Below are 20,855 nucleotides of genomic sequence, written 5' to 3'. Positions count from 1 at the left end.
ATCATTCATCCGCCATGCTTGAAATCCGGATAGAGAGCCATGCCCCCATCGACAAGCAGTGTTGTTCCGGTTATGTATGAGGCAAGATCGCTGGCAAGAAAGACAGCTGCTTGGCCTATATCATCAACTTCACCAAGCCTCGGCATCGCTATCTTGTTGAGCAGATCCTTTAGCGATTCGGGATTGCCCCATACGTCCTTGTTTATGGGTGTCTTTATGGCACCTGGCGCTATTGCAACCACGCGGATGTTGTAATCAGACAGCTCCTGTGCCAGTGCCTTCGTGAACATAGAAAGACCCGCCTTTGCACTGCTGTATGCTGTGTATCCGGACCATGGTACGTATTCGTGGACTGACGTTATGTTTATGATCACACCGCTTTTTTTCGGTTTCATGCGCTTAACTGCTTCCCTTGCGCAGTAATAAGGGCCCATGAGGTTGACCTCTATTACCTTCTCCCAGTCATCAGGATCATCTTCGCCAACCAGTTCTCGCTTACCGTCTATACCAGCGTTGTTGACAAGTATATCAACAGTGCCGAGTTTACTGTCTATTTCTGAGAATAGCTTCTGGACATCTTCCTTCTTTGATACATCGCCATAGAACGCCATGGCGAAGCCACCATCATTTTTTATCTCATCAACGATCGCGTCCGCACGATCCTTTCCGCTGCGGTAATGCACTGCAACCTTGGCGCCGGCTCTGGCCATATACTTCGCAATGGCAGCTCCGAGACCGGAACTTGAACCTGTAACAAGTGCTATTTTTCCTGTCAGGTTTATGGCTATTCTGCTTCCTCTATTCTCGTCCATGAACTATAATCGTTATATCGGATTAAGCTGTATCTATTTCCATTGTCTGGTTAAGACCATTCTTCTTTTTACCCAAATTATTCTCTGGCTTCAAGCCTCTTTCCACACCTCCTAACTTTTATATAACGAATTTGAATAGCCTCACTGGGCCCGTGGCCTAGCTAGGATAAGGCACCGTCCTTCTAAGTCGGGAATCGTGGGTCCAAATCCCACCGGGCCCGTATCTTTATTGGTTCTTTAAGGTATCATAAGAAAGAAAGTGCTGTTCTTGTCTTACGAATTTTAATTTGTAAAATAATGCTAAGATAACTGTACCAATGCTTTCTGGTCAGTCACCCATATGATCGTTCATAATTTTGAGATATTATAAAAAAATATCAATACTTTTGCATTTATCTCTGAAATAAACCTTATTCGTATTTCTCTTTTAGGATAAGGTTTTCCTTTATTTTCCTTGAACACTGCCTTATCGTTTTTTACAATTATTTCAGAAAGTTTCCTAGACGATCTTATAATGACGGAGGAGCATAGGCTACGATGGCAATCCTTAGATGCCATAAAAAGTTCTTTTGACCATGCTTGCATGACGATGTTAGCGTGAGAGTCGGATAGGTAGCAGTCTAAACACTTGACCTGTGAGGTCGCTCGACAGATGATCGTCTACAGTATTCTGTGTATTTATAAAGGGTACCCCTTGTTGAACATCTCTTTGATCTCATCGCTGCATTTCTAGTATCCGTTCATCTTCCTGAATGCATGCTTTGAATTTTCACATACATTATATCGGTCTGCCATTTCTCATCAGGGGATTTTGCATGTTCCGGTTTTGTTGATTCCCACACCCGATGTTTCCAGGGCGTTATCAGATCGTGCCTCTTCAGTATCCTGTAGACTGCAGAAGGGGAAAGATATGCAAGATCCTCCTCTATCGGGGTGTAGGCGATCTCCCTGAAGGACATCTTCGGATGCTGGTGCTTGAATCCTATGATGATATATTCATCGTCATCTCTTATCGTCATAGGACTGAACCTTCCGTCGAGGATGGGCGAGAACGATATCTGTGAATAGTACCAGGATCTGGATAATCCCAGCATGGAAAGTACCCTTGATACGGAATAACCTTAATTTTCAACTGTATTCCTAACTGTTCAACGGATATCATAGAAATGCGATCTTATACGTTCGCTACTCCTTAAGCGTCCTCCAATCTTTTTTGAGATCTAAATTCTCTGATATGATGTCAGCCATGGTTGCCTTGAGCCTTGCAATCTCATCATACTTCTCAGACATGATGCGATTATCATTTACTTTCTTACCATGGTTCTCTAATATCTCCGGCGCACTGTTTAGGAGCTGATCCTTCCAGTGGTAGAATCTTGTTGGTTTCGATCATATTTCCTGCATAAATCCGTTAATGATATGGTACCGATCATCCCCTCAAGGACGATCTTCAGTTTCTCCTCGGGTTTGTATACCCTCTTTACTGCCATTTATTAGACGTGGAACAACATGGATCATAATTAATTTCGCAATTTGTCCAGAGATGCGATAAACATTTCACGTTCCTGTAGGCTATATGATTCTCCACCGGGTTGATGTAAAAACCCAATATTTCGTATTGACCGTATTCATCTATACCCATGGCAAATATCGTACATTCCTTCTCCACGGTTTCCCTTCTAAGCAAAAAACATGGCATCCATGAATATCGCTATGTACCTTCTGTTGAGCGATCTCCTCTTCCATTTCTCTATCTTCGGTACAGTTATGTCAGTTATCCTCGATATGGTGGATCTGCTGTACCTGCTGTGAAACACTTCGTCGAGTATATCTGCCATCTTCCTCGTCGATATGCCCTTAGAATACATCGACAGTATGAGATCCTCTATACCGATAAATCGTTGATAAGGTTCGAATATATACGTAATACATCATCACGATCCCTGAATACTTTAAGTTCTTCTGTTTTACCGTATCTCGTTAAAAGATCCCTTTCGTAGTATTCGTTGTGTTTACCATTCTCTTCCAGAATTGCCTTTATCGCTATTCTCATTAACGATTCCATGAACTCCCTCACTGTCGATTGGGCTATCTTAAATATCTTTGTCCGGACATTCCATTATACATTGCCTTCTCGTCCCTTCGAGGAGGCATTCTTCTATTTTTCATGAATTTTTTTTCATGATCTTTCAACGATCTCCTTACACAAAATTCAGGACACTATCCATAGAATATATCATCCCACAGTTGGTATGTCGCATTATTATTCCTTATTCAACACTAACGTTCATTCTGACAAGATTAAATTGTGTTTAAGCATAATGAATTCATGCCTTACTATGTGATAACAACTTTTGACGATTTGAAAACAGCAAATATTGTTTGAACTAAAGCTATGGAATCTGGCTTTACCGCCTGCATAAGCATTATCACCGGTGTAAAATCAATCTATAGATGGAAAAATAATATAGAAGAAAACCAGGAGATTATGTGCTTTTTCAAGACAGCGGAGGATACATCGAGCCACTCCCTATACCGAGGCGTCATAACTTCTTCCTGATTCATAGACCGACTTCTGCCTGTACGGATATATACCGGACAAGCCCGAGATAGCGATCTCCACAGGCGTAAGTTCGGACCGCACCAGCCCTACTGTTCTATGTCTGCATACACATTATAAACTCTTCTATTGGGGGAAGTCCGTGTATCACATCGCTGAAGATCTGAGTTTTACTGCTTTCCCCAAACCTCTAACTTTCTAATAAATCATGCTGGAAAAGTTCCTCAAGAACTTTATCAGGGCTGAAACCAGAATCATGGAGACCCCAACTATCATAAATGAATAGATCCTGCCTGCAGACTGGTATAGAAAGCCACCAACAATACTTGAGACGGCGGTGGCCGCAATGCCAAATGTATTGAAAGCGCCCTGTATCCTTGCCATCATATCTATTGGTATTATCCTCATCAGCGACGTGTTCACCGCCACATTCTCGATGCCCATGGCCATTCCGGCTATGAATGAAGGCGGTACGGCAAGGAGTGCATTTTTAACAAGCGATATTGAGAAAAAGGAAATCCCGACAATGGCGTACATTGCAATGCTTATTCTTCCAACATTTCCGGTGATCTTACTCCCAGCGACGGAACCGATCGCAATGCCGAATACCAGAACTCCGAATATCATGGATACATAGATGGCTGGGAGCCTGAATCCTACCTGTACAAGCGATATGAACATGATGGCCGCCATGCCCACTATAAAATTTCCAATAAGGCCTATTATTATGACCTCCCTGATCCTGCCATCACCGATAGCCAGCTTTATCCCTTCTTTTATGTAATTCTGGATGGTATCGGTTCCACCGTATCTCGCATGCCTTATCGCAAGAATAGGCAATATCGAAATTAGAAATATCAGTGTTAGAACGAGAAACGACCTGATATCGCCTAAGGCGATTATTATGCCTGATAAGATGAAACCGACACCCTGCGCGATCATTGTCGCTGAAGACATCTCAGAGGATCCAGCTTTGTACTGATCTTCTCTCAGAAAAGCTTTCATCCAGGAAGACCGAACGGAATCTATTACATCTGATGTAAAACCCAAAATGAACGTTGCAGCAAATATCGAAACAGCGATGTATAGATCTTTTCCTGTGTGGATGGCAAATAGGATGAAGAGAAGCAGAACAACCCGAATCACTGCTGCACTTATTGCCAGTTCCTTCTTCAGCCACATTCTATCCACAAATGATCCGACAACTATGCTCAGCATCAGCGGAAATGTCATCATGCTGTCAGCCAGGCCTGCAAGCGCGGGCTTTCCTGTGACCTGCAGTATAACCCATATTATGACAAGGTTGTAAGCCGAAAGCCCAAACCTAGATATAGCTGCATTAGCAACAGTCAGCTGAAAATTGCGAGGCATCCCATTATTCATGTTCTCATTATACATATAAATCAAGCTTATACGTAGATTATTATCTTATATAAAAATATGCCACCATGAACGGATCTGGAAAAAATGTCGATCTGCTGCTGAAAAATTTTGCCAACAGGACCAGGCTAATGATATTGACACTCATAATAAAAAATGGGCCCATGACTGTAACGCAGCTTTCAAAGATCATAAAAACAAGCAGATCGAACCTTTACCAGATAATAAAGGATATGCTGTCTGATGGCGTGATTACACAGGTTAAAACCGAAACCAACAGAAACTACGTTGAAAAATACTATTACATAAACGAGGATCTGTTTGCAAGCGTTGGATCCGAAGATCTCAAGAATGCACTTATGGTCATGGATGACGAGGATCTCAGGAATCTGATGGTCTCATTTCTGGCCACGGCATCCGCCATATTCTCTATCATGGCTGAACAGGTGGCAATGGCCACTCCTGGGGAGATGAACATATACCGAGAGGAAATAAGAGATGATCTCATCATCATGTCATTTTCCTCGTTATCCAGAGAGACCATGGCGAAATATGCTGAAATGAACGAGAGTTTCCTGAAGGAAGTGGAAGATAGTAGCAATCATTCAAGAGAGGATCACTTCCTATACGTGGTGGGATTTCCTTCTACATCACGTTTGAACCTTTTCCGCAATGATGATAGTAATAACGGAAAACAGAATAAAAACGCTGAAAAGAGATGATTTCCCATGACAGGGATAATGCATGGTAAGGTGCTAAGAGAATTCGTATCAGACGAGGAAACTGCCGGGAATGTTGTTGACGTAAACGAGGATCTATCACCGAATTTCGAGATCTCAACTCTGGCTTCAATGATGGAAAAGACTGGAAAGATAATGAGATTCAATAGTATAAAGAATTTTCCCGGATTCTCTATCATAACTGGTCTATTTTTAACAGAAGAAAGGATGATGAAGATACTCGGTTCCGCAAATGAAGCCGATTTCTACAGGAAATGGGCCAGAATAACAGGAGAAGGTTCTTTGCCTGATATACAGATAAAAGGATCTCTCCCTGCAGACTTGTACCCGGAAGACAAACCAAATCTCCTCTCGCTTCCAGTGTTAAGACATTACAAAAATGACGGAAAAAAGACAGGTAATGGAAGATACATAACCGGTGGTATAGTGGCTGCAAGAGATCCAAATGATCCAGAAAGGATAAATCTGAGCTTTACAAGGATCCAGATCATATCTGAAGATAGATACGCTTTCGATGCTGGGAGCCACGGGCACCTATGGTCGTACCTTCAGCAGAGCAGGAAGAGTGGATCATCTCTGGAGATGTCCGTAATAATAGGTGCACCGCCCATCCATTATCTTACCGCTGCTGCCTTTATGGACGATGAATACAGGAAAATAGGGAGAATTTTCAGCTTCGACTACGTAAAAGGCTTCAGGAACGATGTTCCAGTGCCCAGCGCATCGGAAATAGTGATAGAAGCCAGATACATACCAAATGAAGAATACGATGAGGGACCGTTCGCTGAGTACACCGGTTACATGGGTTATGATTCAACGAGAAGCGTCGCCGAGGTGAGAAGCCTCATTATGAGGAGGAATCCTATCTATGTGGATATCATGCCATCCAATTCCTATGAGCATGTTAACCTCTTTTCATTTACCCGATCCGTCGGCGTCAACAGGATCATAAGAGAAACCAGCCCCAAGGGGCATGATATCAGAATCGTGTGGCCAAATTACGGATCGCGTTTTCTCGCTCTGGGCTACGTTGATCCACCTTTTCCAGGATTAGCCAAGAATACAGCCCTATCGGCAATTGCCAACGATCCTCTGTGGAACAAAGTTGTAATGGTGAACGAAGGAAAAACCGATCTAACTCTTGAGAGAATGCTACTGAACCTGGCCGAAACAAAAAATTTCAATCGTTCACTGACCATAATAAGGGATCTGTACACCATAAGCTCGGATCCCACAGCAAGAGATGACGGTACAGACTCTAAATTAATTGCCATAACAAGAGGAAGCGGAAATCACTTTGATGTGGAGAGGCTTCCAGAAGGCGTTCGAATGACATCCAGAAATGGAAAAGTTATGATATCGCATCAGGAGTCGGATGCGGATGTGAACATCCTGGTACCAAGGACAATAAAGGCGTCAGATATGGATCGCGTTGGATGGATGCTTGCACTCAACATAGACTGCGATAGGGATCTGCGTGTAGAGGATGACAGGATCATCGTCGATCTGAGGAAAGATCTGCATGAAACACCTATTATTCCCCAGAACGTGATCTCAAAGGTCTCTGGTATTGCAAGAAAGTACGCACGTGAGCATTGATCTATGAAAAATCGGTATTGGCCTGCAGTACAGTGATATTGGTAGTCGCTGTGCTAATATAATATTAGGTTACCGCATGCTTTATCTCATCGCACCCATGTGATGCAGTGGTTTTCAAAAAATAGGTTCTGTCCTGATCCTCAAAACACGACAGGCTTTTCTACCCTGAATTCATCTGCATCACTCACGGATGAAAGCTTCGTAAGACCGACTATGAATATTATAACCGATATGGACATGGCGACGGTCCAGAAAATGGCACTCGCAGTGATATAAGTAGATCGGTTCATTATAACATATAGATCCGTGTATACGACACCACCATCGATTGCGGTGTGCAAAAAAGCTGATATAATGTAGGTTATTCTAGCGAACCCGCGTATCTGCCCCCATTTCATGAATGTTGCTGTGCCTGGATGGAACAGGACAGATGACACTATGTTGAGAGATACAAGCAGGCCTTCAAATGGTGTTAAGATCAACGACCTGTGTATCTCAATCACCGGGACCACGAATGTTTCAAAGAAAAGAATAACTATATCCACAATCGAGAACCCAAGGCCTATGAAGAATGCCATGTTTCTTGCCCTGGTATCAACTGCAAGAAATGTAAAGCCCTCCTGTATGAAGCCAGCCGCAAGGCCGATATACAGAGAATAAAGGATTGAATTTTTAAGTTCGAAAACGGAGAGTTCGCCGACAATGCCTGATGTGCTGAAATGATCCTTTATCAGAAATAAAAATACAGGGATATCCTGCGCTATCTCCTGCACGATCAGTGCGATGATCATGAAAAGTACGCCTATACCGATAGCGATCGTAGCTTCCCTGCGATTGATGGTATGGGGCGTACCCATCAGATCACCGCATCATGAAAGACCGACACGCTGAATATTATCGGTAACGTCCTCCACAAGAACGGCCGTACCGTATGCCACGATTTCTGTCATAACCTGGCCTATGTCGGAAGAATCAAACCGTACGTTTATGACCGCATTCGCACCTATCTGTTCTGCTGCGCTCTGCAGCCTCTCCATGGCGGTGTTCCTTGCATCGGAAAGCATCTTCGTGTACTCCTTTATCTCTCCGCCGGCAAGTGAACGCAGCCCTGCGACCAGATTTCCGCCCAGGCCCCTACTCCTGACGGTTATACCCCATATCGTACCGAAGACCTTAACAATACGCTTTCCCGGTATATATTCCGTATTCACCATAATAACGTCTGACATTTCTTCACCACTGATGTTTGTTCTATTAAATATAGAACACATATATTTAAATGTTTGCCAATAAAAATGAAATTACTTCGGTGTTTCGAAAGGAACGCGCAGGCTTATTCGTATTGCTATATCATAATGAAAAAAAGCTCAAATTAGGTTATGAACATCGCCATCTGTTAAAACTGGTCGTGTGAGGTTCAAATGAGAGCATAAATTATAATTCATATCAATTGTTTTCTTACGCACCGCCTATGTAGTGCCCTAAATTTTGTTTATGCTCAGGGATACCTCCTCTGGAACATGTCCGTTATGGAGTCCTGGCATTTACGAAATCCCCTGGATCGGACAGACCATTTTTTCATTTAATTACGCCGTACTGGGGTGGATTATTTTCATTGCGGTCTCCTCCTATGGAGGTGAATCTAAGATCCTCAAGTATCTGATTCATCTTCCTTGTCGATATTCCTTTTTAATACATCGATGGTACGGGATATTCTATTTCGATAACTCGATCATAGTTCCCGGGTAACGTATGAAACTCGCCATCACAATCCCTTAATACTTTAAGTTCTTCGGTCTTTCCATGCTTCGTTAGGGGACATCTCCTGTAATATCAATTGTGTTTACCACCATTTTCCTTGAGAAATACCTATTCCTCATCAGGGATTCCATAAACTTCGTCACCATCGAATATTTCAGATACATTTATTCAGACATTGCATTATACACTACCTCCTTGTTCGTTCAAAGAGTCATCCTCACTTTTTCACGAATTTTATCTCACGATCTTTCTGTGATTCGCTCACGCAAAATTTGCGACACTATCTCAAAATTTAAAAAAAACAAATATTAATTTGCTATAAAAATTAAAATACTCACTGCCGATTACTTCACCCTAAGTGATTCTGATATCACCAGATTTTATAAATAATCTCTGGGTTTTGCTTGCAGGTCTTCTTGTATTTACGATGACTGTATCTGCATTTGGCTCCGGATGGAAACAGTTGCAGTAAAGCTCACAGGTACCAAATTCTTTGATACCGGCCTTTCCACAGGCACGTATTTTCTCTTTGAAACGGCATTTGCCTCAGTAACACTGGCACTTGTTAGCGTAGTAGTACTGCGTAAGATGAAAATGTCAGCTTTCATGTTATTTTCGATCATTTACTTCATATTTATATGGACCATTCCTGCAGCATGGATATGGAATCCGACTGGCTGGCTGTATAAGCTAGGCGTTCGTGATTTCGCCGGAGGCCTAGTAGTCCATGTCGCTTCCGGATTCGCTGCTCTTGCCATAATGGTTCGAATATGGCAAGAATAAAAGAAAATGGGCCTGAAAGAGTCGAAGAAAGAAAACCTGAATCTGAATTCTGGCTGGCTAACGCTTTCCATCATACTGTTATGGGTTGGCTGGTTTGGCTTCAATCCAGGAAGCGAACTCGCCTTCACAACTGAAACTGTTATAGTTGTGATAACTACGTTTCTTGCTGCCGCTTCTGCAATGGTTTCAACCATGCTTACCAAATTCCTTGTTTCAAAGCAGGATCCTGGGTTGATATACGCCGTGAATGGTGTTCTGATGGGGCTCATAGTCATAACTCCTCTTGCCGGCTATGTGAGCCCGGGGAGTGCGATTATTTTGGGACTTATCAGTGGACCAATATTTGTCTCTGCGGAAAGTATATTCTCCAAGCACAAATGGTACAGTGATCCCATAGGAGTGTTGCCCGGCCATATGGTTGGCGGTATATTTGGCCTGCTCATGATAGCATTCTTCACACAAACACCATTTGCAGATGCCTCTGGTGCTTCAAACCTTCCGAATGGGATACTGTTTGGCGGTGGCATTATGGCACTACATCAGCTTGGACTTGAAGCTATGGCCGTGGTGGTTGTCGGTGCATTTGTTTTTACTGTTTCATATGCATCAGTTTATGCTATAAGCCTGCTGCTGAACGGAATACTTCGGGATAGTGAATACTCACCAGCTCGTCCTGCGAATCGTCTTGCGAAAGATACTGGGGCATAAGTAGCCTATTCATTCACAAGCATCAGGTTGTGAAGCAGTCCCTTGCAGAATCATGATGCTTTTTTTAATGTATTCCCTCAGATACACGATAGGATCTTTCACAAAGCTAAAAACATATCTGAATTAGCTCTAAATTACAAAAATATGCGAAATTTAGCTAAAAGCATGTCAATTTTTCTATAATTTTAAGCATAATAAAACAAAATCAACATGATTAATAGCGGGTCCGAGGGGATTTGGACCCCTGACCTATGGATTAAGAGTCCATCGCTCTACCTAGCTAAGCTACGGACCCACAGTGCAAGAGCGGATTAAATCGAGCGATAAAAACTTTCCCATATTTCTGCAAAATGTGCCAGCGTATAAGAACCTCATATTTTATTGCTGATTGAGAATTTCTCCGTAAGAAGTTTTCTGCATCTTGCATGAAAGGTCTCGAGCGTGTCATCGTTAACGATCATGTAATCTGCAAGCGCTATGACATTCCCTATTCCCCAGGACAGCTCCCTGGTGTCGCGTTCGATGAGCTCTTCCATAGTCCTTATATCATCTGGCCGGTCCCTCTTCAATATTCTGCTGAATCTGTCCTTCCTGCTGGCAAATATGGCCACAACGTAAGGGTTCTCAGAAAATTTTGAGAAGTACTGCAGTTCTTCATAATTTCTCAGGCCGTCTATCACAGTACGCCCGTCATCGGTTATCTTCTGCGCTGTCCTGACGGCCCAGATATCCATACCGTATTTTTTTCTCTCGGATGTGGCGAAGTTCCCTATTTCATGGTCTATTTCAGGAATGCCCGCATTTTTTGCGAATTCTCTGACGGTGTTTCCCATATGAAGATCTATGAAGCCCAGGCTTCTGGCCACCTTTACGAATTCATCCTTGCCTGCGCCGGGCATACCAGTGACTACTATCATACCTCTGCCGTATTCACAGGCATCATATGAAATTTCTTCTACAGGCACTTTGAAAGATACTTTATCGCAAATTTAAGATCAGCCGGCTGAAAAATAACGATTATCCGATGCTTCTTATTGAAGGATCATGGATGCCCAGACCTCGCCCGGGGTACGGTTCTTTGCCTTCAGATACCTCTGCCAGTAATTGTATATGAACTGCACAGGAACCCTTATCTCAAGATTCCTGTCAATCAAACCACGTTCAAATCTGTATTCCACGTCGTGCAGTATGATCTCCGTTATGGAATGTGTGGTGAACGGATAATAGGCATGACTATCCTTATCAACCAGTATCCAGATTGAATTCCTTCTCTTCATCTCGAAGCTTATCATATTCAGTATCTCATTCCTCAATCTTGTTCCGAACGTTTCGCTGGCCATTATGAGGCCGTAAAGCGTTTCAGAGCCTATCCTCCTATCGCCTATGGGCAGATCCATTATGTGGAACTCACCATTCTGGGATGCTATGACTTTTATGTACCTATAATCGTTCTTCCTGTTCTTTATCTTCAGATCTATGTCTTCATTCTCGTAGGCCTTCACGAAAACAATCCTGTCTCCGAACTGATACAATATGTGCGCGGCAACAGAGATCCTGCCGTCATTGCCATCAATCTCGCCGCTCTCCTTAAGAAGCCTTCTTATGTCGCCCTTTTTCACAATTATCGGTTTCATCTTCAACACTTTTTAAGGCAGAATGCTTGCGAATGCTAATTAAAACTGCATTTAAAAAATTTACCGGCATTCAATTTCAATCAATTATAATAAAAAGACATAAAATTATTCAAAAATTAGACGAATTGCATCATCATATCTATTATCTACGCTTATTCCTATATATTGTATCGCATTCGATTGAACAAATCTTTTATATTAAGTGAAAATGACCCATGGATATCGATGAAAACTTACATAAAGGTCTCATTCTCGAGCGAAGGTGCGAGACCTAGTGAGGTCATAAACAGGCTTAGATCGCTCGGTTTCAAGCCAGTTATAGGAGAACAGGACATGGTCTACGAATGGGGAAATGGCGCAACACCAGATGATGCCATATGGTTCGCAGACAAGATTCACGCAACCCTCGCCGGATTCAACGTCCTGTTCGAGATAGAAACGGTCAGCGACTGATCTGGAACCGCCTTATATCATCGCAGACCGGGCATTTCACAGTTACAAGATTCTTTTTTATCCTCACGACCTGATTCCTGTAAGGAGTCTTGCATTTCTTGCAGTATCCCCTCTTTATATTAGCCGGTAGCGTTATATCCATACGCTGCGCTATGTGTTCCATCTCGATAATGTATCGCCTGTCACCGGTTCTGATGGCAAAATCATACAGCTTTTCTATGCGCTTCCTGGCAGTGTATTCAACATCTTTCTTTGTTATCAACATCCAATAATCGTTATTAGTTTCATAACAATTTCCCCAGCATGATAAGGTTGGCAGCAATCGACGTGGACGGTACTTTGACTGACAGGGATCGCCTGATATCAACGAAAGCAATAGAGAGCATAAGATCAGCCGAGAAAAAAGGCCTGACCGTATCACTGCTCAGCGGAAACGTCATTCCGGTTGTATATGCACTGAAGATCTTTCTCGGCATAAACGGGCCTGTATTTGGCGAGAATGGCGGTATAATGTTTGATAACGATGGATCGATCAAGAAATTCTTCAGCAATGAGGGTACGAACAAGTTCCTTGAGGAGATGTCGAAGAGGACCTCGATGAGGAGCATACTGACCAATCGCTGGAGAGAGGCCTCGACTGGCTTTGATATAGATCCAGAGGATGTGGATTATGTACGGAAGGAGGCAGAATCCAGGGGCTTCGTAATATTCTACAGCGGATACTCATGGCATCTCATGAATCGCGGTGAGGATAAGGCCTTCGCGGTGAACAAGCTGAAGGAGATGTATTCGCTCGAATACGATGAGATACTTGTTATCGGAGATTCTAACAACGACATGCCCATGTTCCAGCTGCCTGTGAGGAAAGCGTGCCCGGCAAATGCAACCGATAACATAAAGGCAGTCAGCGATTTTGTATCTGATTACTCATACGGAGAGGAAATAGGCCAGATCTTCAAGCACTTCGAGCTCATGTGATGATAAAAATAAAGTGATTTTATAAATTCAAACTATTTCGGGCTTGAACGGCTTTATCAGCCCTTTTTCTGCTGCGCGCCCATAATAAAGTTCCAAGGCCTTTCTGCCTGTTTCTCCGAAGTTTATAGACAGTTCGTTCACGTACATCCTCACGAAACGCTTCTCCATTTCAAGATCCGTGTATCTTGCGTATTGCATGGCGTATTTAACGGCCTCGTCCTCATGGGCCATCGCATACCTTATGGATCTCTCGAAATCGTCAAGAAAAGCGTCTATAACGTCCTTCGGCAGATCCTTCCTTATGGCGTTGAACCCGAGTGGAACGGGGAGGTTGCCGGCATAGTTTTTCCAGGCCTCGTAAATATCGAACACCTTCTTCAGACCGTGCTTCTCGTAGGTCAGCTGTTCGTCATGTATCAGTATCCCAGCATCGATTTCTCCATTCAGTATCGCATCGGGTATCTTATCAAATCTGATCTCAATATATTCCTTTGCCTCTGGCCCAAACATCCTGTAGAGCAGATAGGACGAGGTCATATAGCCTGGAACGCCCATCCTGCTGCTGGACAGATCCACGTCGTGAGCTGCTACGACCATTGGCCCATAGCTTATTCCGAAGCTTGCCCCGGATCTTGTTAGCATATACTTATCGCTCACCTGAACGTATCCGTTGGCGGAAAGTGCGGTGACCTCGTATCTGGCCTCCTTTGATTCCCTGTTCAGCGTTTCGATGTCCTTTATAACCTGGTCGTACTCCATCCTCGTCTTTATCTTCCCCTGAAACATGGCATAGAACATGAAAGCATCATCAGGATCAGGGGTATGTGCAACGGTTATTCTCATAATCAGCTATGGCATCATGACATATTACCTTTTTACCGGTGCATGAAGGCAATACCTGACGCATGTTTATTGGCTGGATCCTTCCCATAATTTATCCAGTCGCAGAAGATATGCCTCCAGCCGAAATATCTTAGCTGTCCGATACAGGAAGGATATCTGTTGATATGGATGAAATCGGCAATGCCCCGTTAACATTGAACCTTCACGGCCATATTACAACCATTCCTTTTGCGATGACGCCATAGAACGAGGCTGAAGTTTTAATATCTCCTGAATTCGATAACTCCCATATAAATATCTCCTATAGATAACCCCATGATCCCGCTCGCAGGATGGATCGCAGTGGCAGCATGCAGAACAGAGGTAGATTCAAGATCGCGGTGCCAAGGGAGCACGGTCTGATAGTGGTATGGGCCAACACCATGATCATCTCCATTATAACAAGCTACAAAACATCAGCGTACGGCCTGATAACTTTCATAGCAATGCTGACAACGTTCTTCATCTACGATCCGGTTCTGTCAGCTCTCAGGATCTGGAAGGCTAAGCGAAATCCGGTAAAGTTCCTCGCAGATAATCACCTTCATGCGCTCATACTCATCGCAATACTCATAGCTTGGCTGATCTACATCACCGTTGCCGGGCTTATGCCTTATCCATCCCTTCTCATATTTGCCATGTTTCTCATTTTCTACGCCGCCTTGTTCAGGCTTGGCGAAAGAAAGCTCTACACCAGAATTTTCTCAATACTCACCCTGACCTCAATGTTTCTAATAGTTTCCTCATCATTCGAACATTCCATAACGATGAGGATGCTGATCGTATTCCTAATACTGAGCGTCAGCGAGATACTCATGGGTTCAGGCCCAGTCGAAATAGCGAATGCAAGGATACTGAAGACCAGGTTCGAAAGGCTGTTTGCAGAGCGCATAATGCCTGTTTACATCTCATCCATGATCCTCTTGATCCCGGTGCTCATCTATTCAAGCAGAGACGCGTTCTATGTCTTTGCGGCAATCTTCACTGTTGCAGCGGCATCTGATCTGGCCATGAAGGACATGCCCATGAAGCGCATAGGTTTCATAGCCACCGGCTTCAACCTCGCTATCCTGATATCCATACTCGTGATCTATAGATGATCCGAGAAATCACTGGACATAGGAACCCTTTGCCATCTTTCCAAGCAGGTAGATGAAAACCGGGACGCCGATTATTCCGGTGACTATGCCTATCGGTATGACCTCGCCATGAATTATTACCTTCGATATGTCGTTCGCTGCCATGAGGAAAATCGAACCGAATACCGCGGATGTAGGTATCACATATCTGTTCGATCCACCATAGACGAGCCTTGACACGTGAGGCATGATGAGGCCGACAAACCCTATCAGGCCTGAAACGGATACCACGGCGGAAGTGCTGAGCGTAACCAGGGCTATAAGTATTGCCCTGGTTCTCTCAACGTTGACACCGATTGAGTGTGCATGCTCATCACCCATCTGGAGTGCGTCAAGTTCGTTTCTGAGCAGGTATATGCCGATAGAGGAGAACAGGACTATTGGTATGAGCGCAATGATCTCCGACCAGCTTATGGTTTCTATAGAACCGAGAAGCCAGAAATACTCGCTGCCTGCAAGGTTAACGTCTGAGAATATTATGAAGGAAACTATGGATGATGAGAAAAATGAGAGCGATATGCCTATCAGGAGAAGAAATGTTGGTGGGGCCCTTCCATGCCTGTAGGATATGAGGTAAACGATCGCAACCGTAATTGTGCTGAAGAGGAATGCGTTGATCTCAAGAGTGTAATATCCAAGAAATGAAAGCGAAAGAGCTATGCTCAGCACAGCACCCAGCGCTGCGCCACTGGATATGCCTATTATGTATGGTTCGGTTATCGGATTCCTGAATATGCTCTGCACGACGGATCCACCAACTGCAAGGGTGGAACCCACTATTATCGCTCCAACGATCTGCGGCTCTCTCAATTCCGTTATGATAAGATAATCACTTTCCGGAACCGCAAAATGGTGTATTGATGATAGAAACGGAATCTGATCCCATATTATCTCGCCTGTTCGCCTGATGGATATTGATATGCTGCCTATGCCCAGAGATACGATTGATACCAGTATAAGGAGGACAATGCTAGACACTGCGACTGGGACCCTCAGGGCCTTACCGTGGTACCTTATATCAGAGAACACCAATTAATCCCCCTTTATGTTACTTAAATCCATTTCACCATAATAAAGATCGCCATCTTAATATATTGAAGTATGTTTACGGAAACTAAAATTAATTTGGTGAAATCCATGAACAGAAACTCGGTTCTGGCCATAGCCATAATAATAGTGGTGGTCGTGGCAGGTGTATCATACTTCTACTATAAGGAGGGCATAGGCACAAATGACGTAGCCCAGGTATACGCACCAAATGCAAAGCTTCCATTCACCCATCCGCTCACAAGGATAGTTTCGCTGCTGCCAAGCATAACGGTTAACCTTTACGCACTTGGCGCTGAAAAGGATCTGGTTGGCATCAGCACCTACACCACCTATCCAAAAAATCTGAGCGTTCCAATTGTCGGTGAGCTGGATACGGTCAACTATGAAGAGCTGCTGAACGTCTCTCCGCAGGCGGTCATAACAATACCTTCATACTATCCGCAGAACGTCATAACGAAAATACTGGATATGGGGATACCTGTAATAGAGGTTGGACAGGATAACTTTACGCAGATAGAGCAGCAGATCCTCGAGCTAGGAAATATAACTGGAACGCAGAACAACGCAACTGAGATAGTGCACTGGATGCAGACATCGCTGACTTACCTTCACCAGAACGCCACGAGGCTTTCCGATGGAAAGAGGATGAGCATCTTCTACCTGCTCAGCACTGAGGGCGGTTACTGGACTGCCGGCAATCAGACGTTCATAAACGATTTCTTCAACATAGCGGATCTGCGCAACATAGCAAACGAAACTGGATATTATACGGTACCTGGATCGGTGATACTCAACGATTCGCCGGATATAATACTGCTGGATCAGTACGTCAACTCATCTGTGATGAAAACAGATCCATTCGATCAGACAAATGCTTACAAGAATGGCACCTATTTCACAATATTCGATGATAACTACTTCAACCAGCCGGCCTTCAGATCAGTGTACGCAGTCCAGTGGCTCATTGATGAAGTGTACAATACCACCGTCAGCATTCCATCATTCCCGATACAGCTGGCCGACAATCCTGCGCCATCCTCATTCTGAAAAGTAAAAGAATCCATAAACAATTTTTTCATTTTTTAAAGGCCTAGGGATACCACCGCATAAAGTGAAAGGAGCGTCACAACCAGAACTGGGAGCGCTGCGATGAAGCCTATCTTCATGTAATAGAGCGGCGTTACCTCTATTCCATGCTTCCGCCTGAGCGTGTACATCCACAGGAGAGTTGCCAGAGAACCTATCGGCGTGAACTTCGGGCCTATGTCATTTCCTATTACGTTTGCATAAAGCAGGAACCTGTTACCACTGAGACTGGATACCGTGAGGACGCCCATCATCGTGGACGGCAGATTGTTCATAGCCCCGGCAAGAAAGCCAAAAAACAACCCGCCCAGAAGAGTATACGCCGGATTTCCCAGCGACATCAGTGAACGCATAAGATCGGTTATGAGATCAGTGAGGCCGGCATTTCCAAAACCGTAAACTACCACGTACATACCCAGCGAGAAGAGGACGATCTGCCATGGCGCCTCTCTAAGAACAAGGCCTGTATTTATCTTGCCATTGACCCTTGCAATGTAGAGCACGGTCAATGCGGCTGGAAGTGCAATGAAGCTCACCGGTATGCTGTCCAGGCTGGAGAGGAAGTAAGCAAGTACAACGATGGCTATGAATGGCAAAGCCAGCCTGAATATTCGGCTGTCCACTATGACCCTGTTCTCATCGCCCACATCCTCTGTGCTGTATTCAACCGATGCTTCCTTCCTGTAGATGAGGATCAGTACGCCAAGGCTGGCCATTATGCTGACTATGTCTGGAACGATCATGGTTTCCGCGTACTGTGCAAATGATACGCCAAAGTACCCTGCCCCTATTATGTTGACGAGGTTGCTTATTATGAAGGGCAGGCTGGAGGAATCAGCTATAAAACCTGTTGCCATGACGAAAGCAAGTGCCCGCCTTTTGTCCATGCCGGTCCTAGCGGTTATGGCCGATACTATTGGCGTAAGAACCAGTGCAGTGCCGTCATTTGCAAAGAAGGCCGATATGGCCGATCCAAGCAGCACTATGAAGACGAAGAGCTTCAGGCCGTTTCCGCCAGCCATCTTCGATATCCTTATGGCGTAGTACTCGAAAAAACCGGAATAATCGAAAACAAGGGACATTATTATTATGGCAACGAAGGTGAAGGTGGGATTCCAGATTATGCCCCAGACCTTGATTATGTCAACAGGTGTTGAGAGCCAAGAGCTATCGATATTATGGCGCCTATGATCGCGGAATAGCCTATATCCAGTCTCCATGGCCTGATGATCACAAGGATGAGTGTAAAGGCAAAAACTGCAGCTGCGATCAACAGGCGGAAGAACACCACTGCGTAGTATCATCAGCACTTATAAAAAATTTGATCGGGATCCGAAAACACAGACCATCGCTAATCGAAATTTCCACAACAAGCGCCGTTGTATATAAAATATATTAATAAAAATTTGAGAAAAGTGTTTTCACTTTCTTTCAGCGATGGGTACGTACTTTCTCTCTGCAGGACCGACGTAAACGGCTCTCGGCCTAATCAGTCTCTGCTGTTCCTCCACGTACTCTATGAAGTGTGCCTGCCACCCTGTAACCCTGGATAGCGCGAAGAGCGCCGTGTATATGTTGTTCCTCAGCGGGAATCCTATGGACATGTATACTATTCCGGAGAAGTAATCCGTGTTCGGATATATGCCCTTTGAACCGAATGCCTTGATGCCAAAGTCTTCAAGCTTCGTGGCGATCTCATATACCTTGTGCACCTCTGGCTTCTTGCTGGAGAGTTTCTCAGCGATGCCCTTGAATATCTTTGCCCTTGGATCGTAGGTCTTGTATACCCTGTGGCCGAAGCCCATGAGTCTCTTCTTTCCGTTTATTATGTTGTCGTTGAACCACTTCTCCACCATGGCGGGATCCTTTATCTCATCGAACTGCGCTATTGCTGCCTCAGCTGCACCGCCATGCAGCGGACCCTTGAGGGCCGCAAGAGCTGCAGTTATGCCGGAGTACATGTCTGAGAGGGTTGATACCGCGACCAAGCCTGCCGTGGTAGATGCAGGCACCTCATGGTCTGTGTAGAGAATCAGTGCCGTATTCATGGCGTCTATCTCTTCCTTTGTTGCCTTCCTTCCAAACGCAGCGTTCAGGAAGCTCTCAGCGTAGCTGTCTGATGGTTTCGGAAGCTCGGCCGGCATGTTCATTATGTGCCTGTACACGTTCACGGTTATCGCTGACATCCTGCCGATCATTTCTGCTGCAACGTCTCTGTCCGTATCCTTGTTCCACTTGAACTTTGTCTCCGATGCTGCCATGGCTGCAACCGCGGCCATCTGCATTGCCACAGCATCCGATTCCCTTGGCAGCTGCCTTATGGCGTTTATGACAAAATCTGGTATCTTATAACCCTTCTGGACGGTTTCCTTGTATTTTCTGAGCTCCTGTTCAGTTGGAAGGTTCCCATACAGGAACAGATACTGGATCTCCTCATCCTGTGCCCCAGAGGCAATTATATCTTCGACAGAATAGCCCCCGTATCGCAGGATTCCCTTATTTCCGTCGATGGTCGTGAGCCTTGTCCACTTTATATTGACATCCTCAAGCCCTTTGCTAATTTCTTCAGTTTCTGGCATTAATACACCTCTACATATATGATATCTTTTAACGCTATTTGAAATTTCGTCGTATAATTTTGGGATCGGTATACATATTTTAATATTCAAATAAATAGATTAAAAATATACTATTTAGACCCAATCGGCAAGAATAGCGAAGTCCGATCCGTGCGGAGAATAAGATTAATATGCCAAAGCCGTAGAACAATCCAGAGGAATAACGTGATCAGAAACAAAAGCGGTAATATAGTTATGATGAAATATCGAAGCGACGCCGATATGGAGCGCTCCGCCACCGATCTGATCAGGGAAATCTATGGAAGGAAAATAATAATATACACCCAAGGCCATGGCAGGATGGCCAACCGAATAGCGGTGGAGGTCCCAGACACAGATCTTTTTGAGATAGCTGACTTCTCAAAGATGATCGTTGGGAGCGTTCAGAGATCTAGGAATCTCGGGCACCAGCTTGCATCAGAGATATTCGGAGAAGAAGCCTCATTCCGAGGTATAAATATATTCTTGGTTGGATATGACAGGCTCATGATATTCGACTTCAATGGCCCCAATCCAGATCTCACTAGGGAGTTTATGCGATCTTTCTTTGCCATGATCGATCCTCAGGGCAACAACAACCACCTTTACTTCCTGTCTTCGAGATCAAACAGCGTACTTGAGGACATTCTCTCGGTGTCGATGATCGTTGAATTAACCGGCAAAAGATTGTGA

Annotated in this window: 22 protein-coding genes, 2 tRNA genes and 1 pseudogene; 10 read left to right on the top strand and 15 right to left on the bottom strand. The window is 44.3% G+C overall.

The window, feature by feature from the left end; genetic code table 11:
• Positions 1 to 5 precede the first annotated feature (5 nt).
• The gene (locus TA_RS00965) at positions 6 to 812 is read right to left on the bottom strand and encodes an SDR family oxidoreductase (RefSeq protein WP_010900618.1); all 807 of its coding nucleotides are present in this window, start codon (positions 810 to 812) and stop codon (positions 6 to 8) included.
• Positions 813 to 958: 146 nt separating this feature from the next.
• On the opposite strand from TA_RS00965, the gene TA_RS00960 reads away from it, so the two are divergent.
• Positions 959 to 1,033 (top strand) — tRNA-Arg (locus tag TA_RS00960).
• Positions 1,034 to 1,552: 519 nt separating this feature from the next.
• Here TA_RS00960 and TA_RS00955 read toward each other — a convergent pair.
• The 3 genes from TA_RS00955 to TA_RS08175 form a co-directional block, all read right to left on the bottom strand.
• Positions 1,553 to 1,906: a helix-turn-helix domain-containing protein gene (locus TA_RS00955; protein ID WP_010900617.1), complete on the bottom strand. Its 354-nt coding sequence runs from the start codon at positions 1,904 to 1,906 to the stop codon at positions 1,553 to 1,555.
• A gap of 585 nt (positions 1,907 to 2,491) precedes the next feature.
• A complete protein-coding gene (locus TA_RS00950) occupies positions 2,492 to 2,680 on the bottom strand; it encodes a transposase (RefSeq protein ID WP_048161465.1) in 189 nt (62 codons plus the stop codon).
• 17 nt (positions 2,681 to 2,697) lie between these two features.
• Complete coding sequence (locus TA_RS08175) at positions 2,698 to 2,877, bottom strand: hypothetical protein (RefSeq protein ID WP_048161463.1); 180 nt, start codon at positions 2,875 to 2,877, stop codon at positions 2,698 to 2,700.
• Between the two features lie 330 nt (positions 2,878 to 3,207).
• On the opposite strand from TA_RS08175, the gene cutA reads away from it, so the two are divergent.
• Entirely contained in the window at positions 3,208 to 3,372 is a 165-nt protein-coding gene (cutA, locus tag TA_RS08385) for a divalent cation tolerance protein CutA (protein ID WP_010900614.1), read from the top strand.
• A gap of 198 nt (positions 3,373 to 3,570) precedes the next feature.
• Here cutA and TA_RS00940 read toward each other — a convergent pair whose 3' ends face one another.
• Positions 3,571 to 4,743, bottom strand: a complete 1,173-nt coding sequence (locus tag TA_RS00940) for an MFS transporter (protein WP_241761861.1) — start codon at positions 4,741 to 4,743, stop codon at positions 3,571 to 3,573.
• 77 nt (positions 4,744 to 4,820) lie between these two features.
• On the opposite strand from TA_RS00940, the gene TA_RS00935 reads away from it, so the two are divergent.
• Entirely contained in the window at positions 4,821 to 5,474 is a 654-nt protein-coding gene (locus tag TA_RS00935; RefSeq protein ID WP_010900612.1) for a winged helix-turn-helix domain-containing protein, read from the top strand.
• Between the two features lie 6 nt (positions 5,475 to 5,480).
• Positions 5,481 to 7,091, top strand: a complete 1,611-nt coding sequence (locus TA_RS00930) for a UbiD family decarboxylase (RefSeq protein WP_010900611.1) — start codon at positions 5,481 to 5,483, stop codon at positions 7,089 to 7,091.
• A 140-nt stretch (positions 7,092 to 7,231) separates the two neighbouring features.
• Here TA_RS00930 and TA_RS00925 read toward each other — a convergent pair whose 3' ends face one another.
• Both TA_RS00925 and TA_RS00920 read right to left on the bottom strand, forming a co-directional pair.
• Positions 7,232 to 7,948: a hypothetical protein gene (locus TA_RS00925; protein ID WP_010900610.1), complete on the bottom strand. Its 717-nt coding sequence runs from the start codon at positions 7,946 to 7,948 to the stop codon at positions 7,232 to 7,234.
• A 12-nt stretch (positions 7,949 to 7,960) separates the two neighbouring features.
• Complete coding sequence (locus TA_RS00920) at positions 7,961 to 8,320, bottom strand: YbjQ family protein (protein WP_048161459.1); 360 nt, start codon at positions 8,318 to 8,320, stop codon at positions 7,961 to 7,963.
• 985 nt (positions 8,321 to 9,305) lie between these two features.
• Here TA_RS00920 and TA_RS00915 point away from each other — a divergent pair.
• Positions 9,306 to 10,343, top strand: a pseudogene (locus TA_RS00915) (ammonium transporter).
• 221 nt (positions 10,344 to 10,564) lie between these two features.
• Here the strand turns inward: TA_RS00915 and TA_RS00910 are convergent.
• The 3 genes from TA_RS00910 to TA_RS00900 all read right to left on the bottom strand — a co-directional run bounded on the left by TA_RS00910 (position 10,565) and on the right by TA_RS00900 (position 11,977).
• Positions 10,565 to 10,638, bottom strand: a tRNA-Lys gene (locus TA_RS00910).
• A gap of 76 nt (positions 10,639 to 10,714) precedes the next feature.
• On the bottom strand, positions 10,715 to 11,260 hold the full coding sequence (locus tag TA_RS00905; protein ID WP_048162231.1) for a dephospho-CoA kinase: 546 nt from the start codon (positions 11,258 to 11,260) through the stop codon (positions 10,715 to 10,717).
• A 114-nt stretch (positions 11,261 to 11,374) separates the two neighbouring features.
• A complete protein-coding gene (locus TA_RS00900) occupies positions 11,375 to 11,977 on the bottom strand; it encodes a hypothetical protein (protein ID WP_010900605.1) in 603 nt (200 codons plus the stop codon).
• 225 nt (positions 11,978 to 12,202) lie between these two features.
• Here TA_RS00900 and TA_RS00895 point away from each other — a divergent pair, with 225 nt between their 5' ends.
• The gene (locus TA_RS00895; protein ID WP_048161458.1) at positions 12,203 to 12,430 is read left to right on the top strand and encodes a hypothetical protein; all 228 of its coding nucleotides are present in this window, start codon (positions 12,203 to 12,205) and stop codon (positions 12,428 to 12,430) included.
• On the opposite strand, the gene TA_RS00890 is transcribed toward TA_RS00895, so the two are convergent.
• The gene (locus TA_RS00890) at positions 12,420 to 12,695 is read right to left on the bottom strand and encodes a ribonuclease P Rpr2/Rpp21/SNM1 subunit family protein (protein WP_048161456.1); all 276 of its coding nucleotides are present in this window, start codon (positions 12,693 to 12,695) and stop codon (positions 12,420 to 12,422) included. The genes TA_RS00895 and TA_RS00890 overlap by 11 nt on opposite strands.
• Positions 12,696 to 12,733: 38 nt before the next feature.
• On the opposite strand from TA_RS00890, the gene TA_RS00885 reads away from it, so the two are divergent.
• Positions 12,734 to 13,408 (top strand): phosphoglycolate phosphatase, encoded by a 675-nt coding sequence (locus TA_RS00885; RefSeq protein WP_010900602.1) that lies wholly within the window; start codon positions 12,734 to 12,736, stop codon positions 13,406 to 13,408.
• Between the two features lie 27 nt (positions 13,409 to 13,435).
• Here the strand turns inward: TA_RS00885 and TA_RS00880 are convergent, their stop codons facing one another.
• Positions 13,436 to 14,251 carry an MqnA/MqnD/SBP family protein gene (locus tag TA_RS00880; protein WP_010900601.1) on the bottom strand — a complete coding sequence of 272 codons (816 nt, stop codon included), beginning with the start codon at positions 14,249 to 14,251 and terminating at the stop codon, positions 13,436 to 13,438.
• A 350-nt stretch (positions 14,252 to 14,601) separates the two neighbouring features.
• Here TA_RS00880 and TA_RS00875 point away from each other — a divergent pair, with 350 nt between their 5' ends.
• Positions 14,602 to 15,390, top strand: a complete 789-nt coding sequence (locus TA_RS00875; RefSeq protein ID WP_156778455.1) for a hypothetical protein — start codon at positions 14,602 to 14,604, stop codon at positions 15,388 to 15,390.
• 9 nt (positions 15,391 to 15,399) lie between these two features.
• Here the strand turns inward: TA_RS00875 and TA_RS00870 are convergent, their stop codons facing one another.
• Positions 15,400 to 16,458 (bottom strand): FecCD family ABC transporter permease, encoded by a 1,059-nt coding sequence (locus TA_RS00870; protein WP_241761912.1) that lies wholly within the window; start codon positions 16,456 to 16,458, stop codon positions 15,400 to 15,402.
• Between the two features lie 108 nt (positions 16,459 to 16,566).
• On the opposite strand from TA_RS00870, the gene TA_RS00865 reads away from it, so the two are divergent.
• Complete coding sequence (locus tag TA_RS00865) at positions 16,567 to 17,526, top strand: ABC transporter substrate-binding protein (protein ID WP_048162229.1); 960 nt, start codon at positions 16,567 to 16,569, stop codon at positions 17,524 to 17,526.
• 35 nt (positions 17,527 to 17,561) lie between these two features.
• On the opposite strand, the gene arsB is transcribed toward TA_RS00865, so the two are convergent.
• Both arsB and gltA read right to left on the bottom strand, forming a co-directional pair.
• Positions 17,562 to 18,785, bottom strand: a complete 1,224-nt coding sequence (gene arsB, locus TA_RS00860; RefSeq protein ID WP_241761860.1) for an arsenical efflux pump membrane protein ArsB — start codon at positions 18,783 to 18,785, stop codon at positions 17,562 to 17,564.
• A 201-nt stretch (positions 18,786 to 18,986) separates the two neighbouring features.
• On the bottom strand, positions 18,987 to 20,144 hold the full coding sequence (gene gltA, locus TA_RS00855) for a citrate synthase (RefSeq protein WP_010900596.1): 1,158 nt from the start codon (positions 20,142 to 20,144) through the stop codon (positions 18,987 to 18,989).
• Positions 20,145 to 20,378: 234 nt separating this feature from the next.
• On the opposite strand from gltA, the gene TA_RS00850 reads away from it, so the two are divergent.
• Entirely contained in the window at positions 20,379 to 20,855 is a 477-nt protein-coding gene (locus TA_RS00850) for a hypothetical protein (RefSeq protein ID WP_162053231.1), read from the top strand.

It is taken from the genome of Thermoplasma acidophilum DSM 1728 (assembly GCF_000195915.1).
GTDB lineage: Archaea > Thermoplasmatota > Thermoplasmata > Thermoplasmatales > Thermoplasmataceae > Thermoplasma > Thermoplasma acidophilum.
Note: the sequence above shows the minus strand (reverse complement) of the source record. Positions and strands in the feature narration are given on the sequence as shown.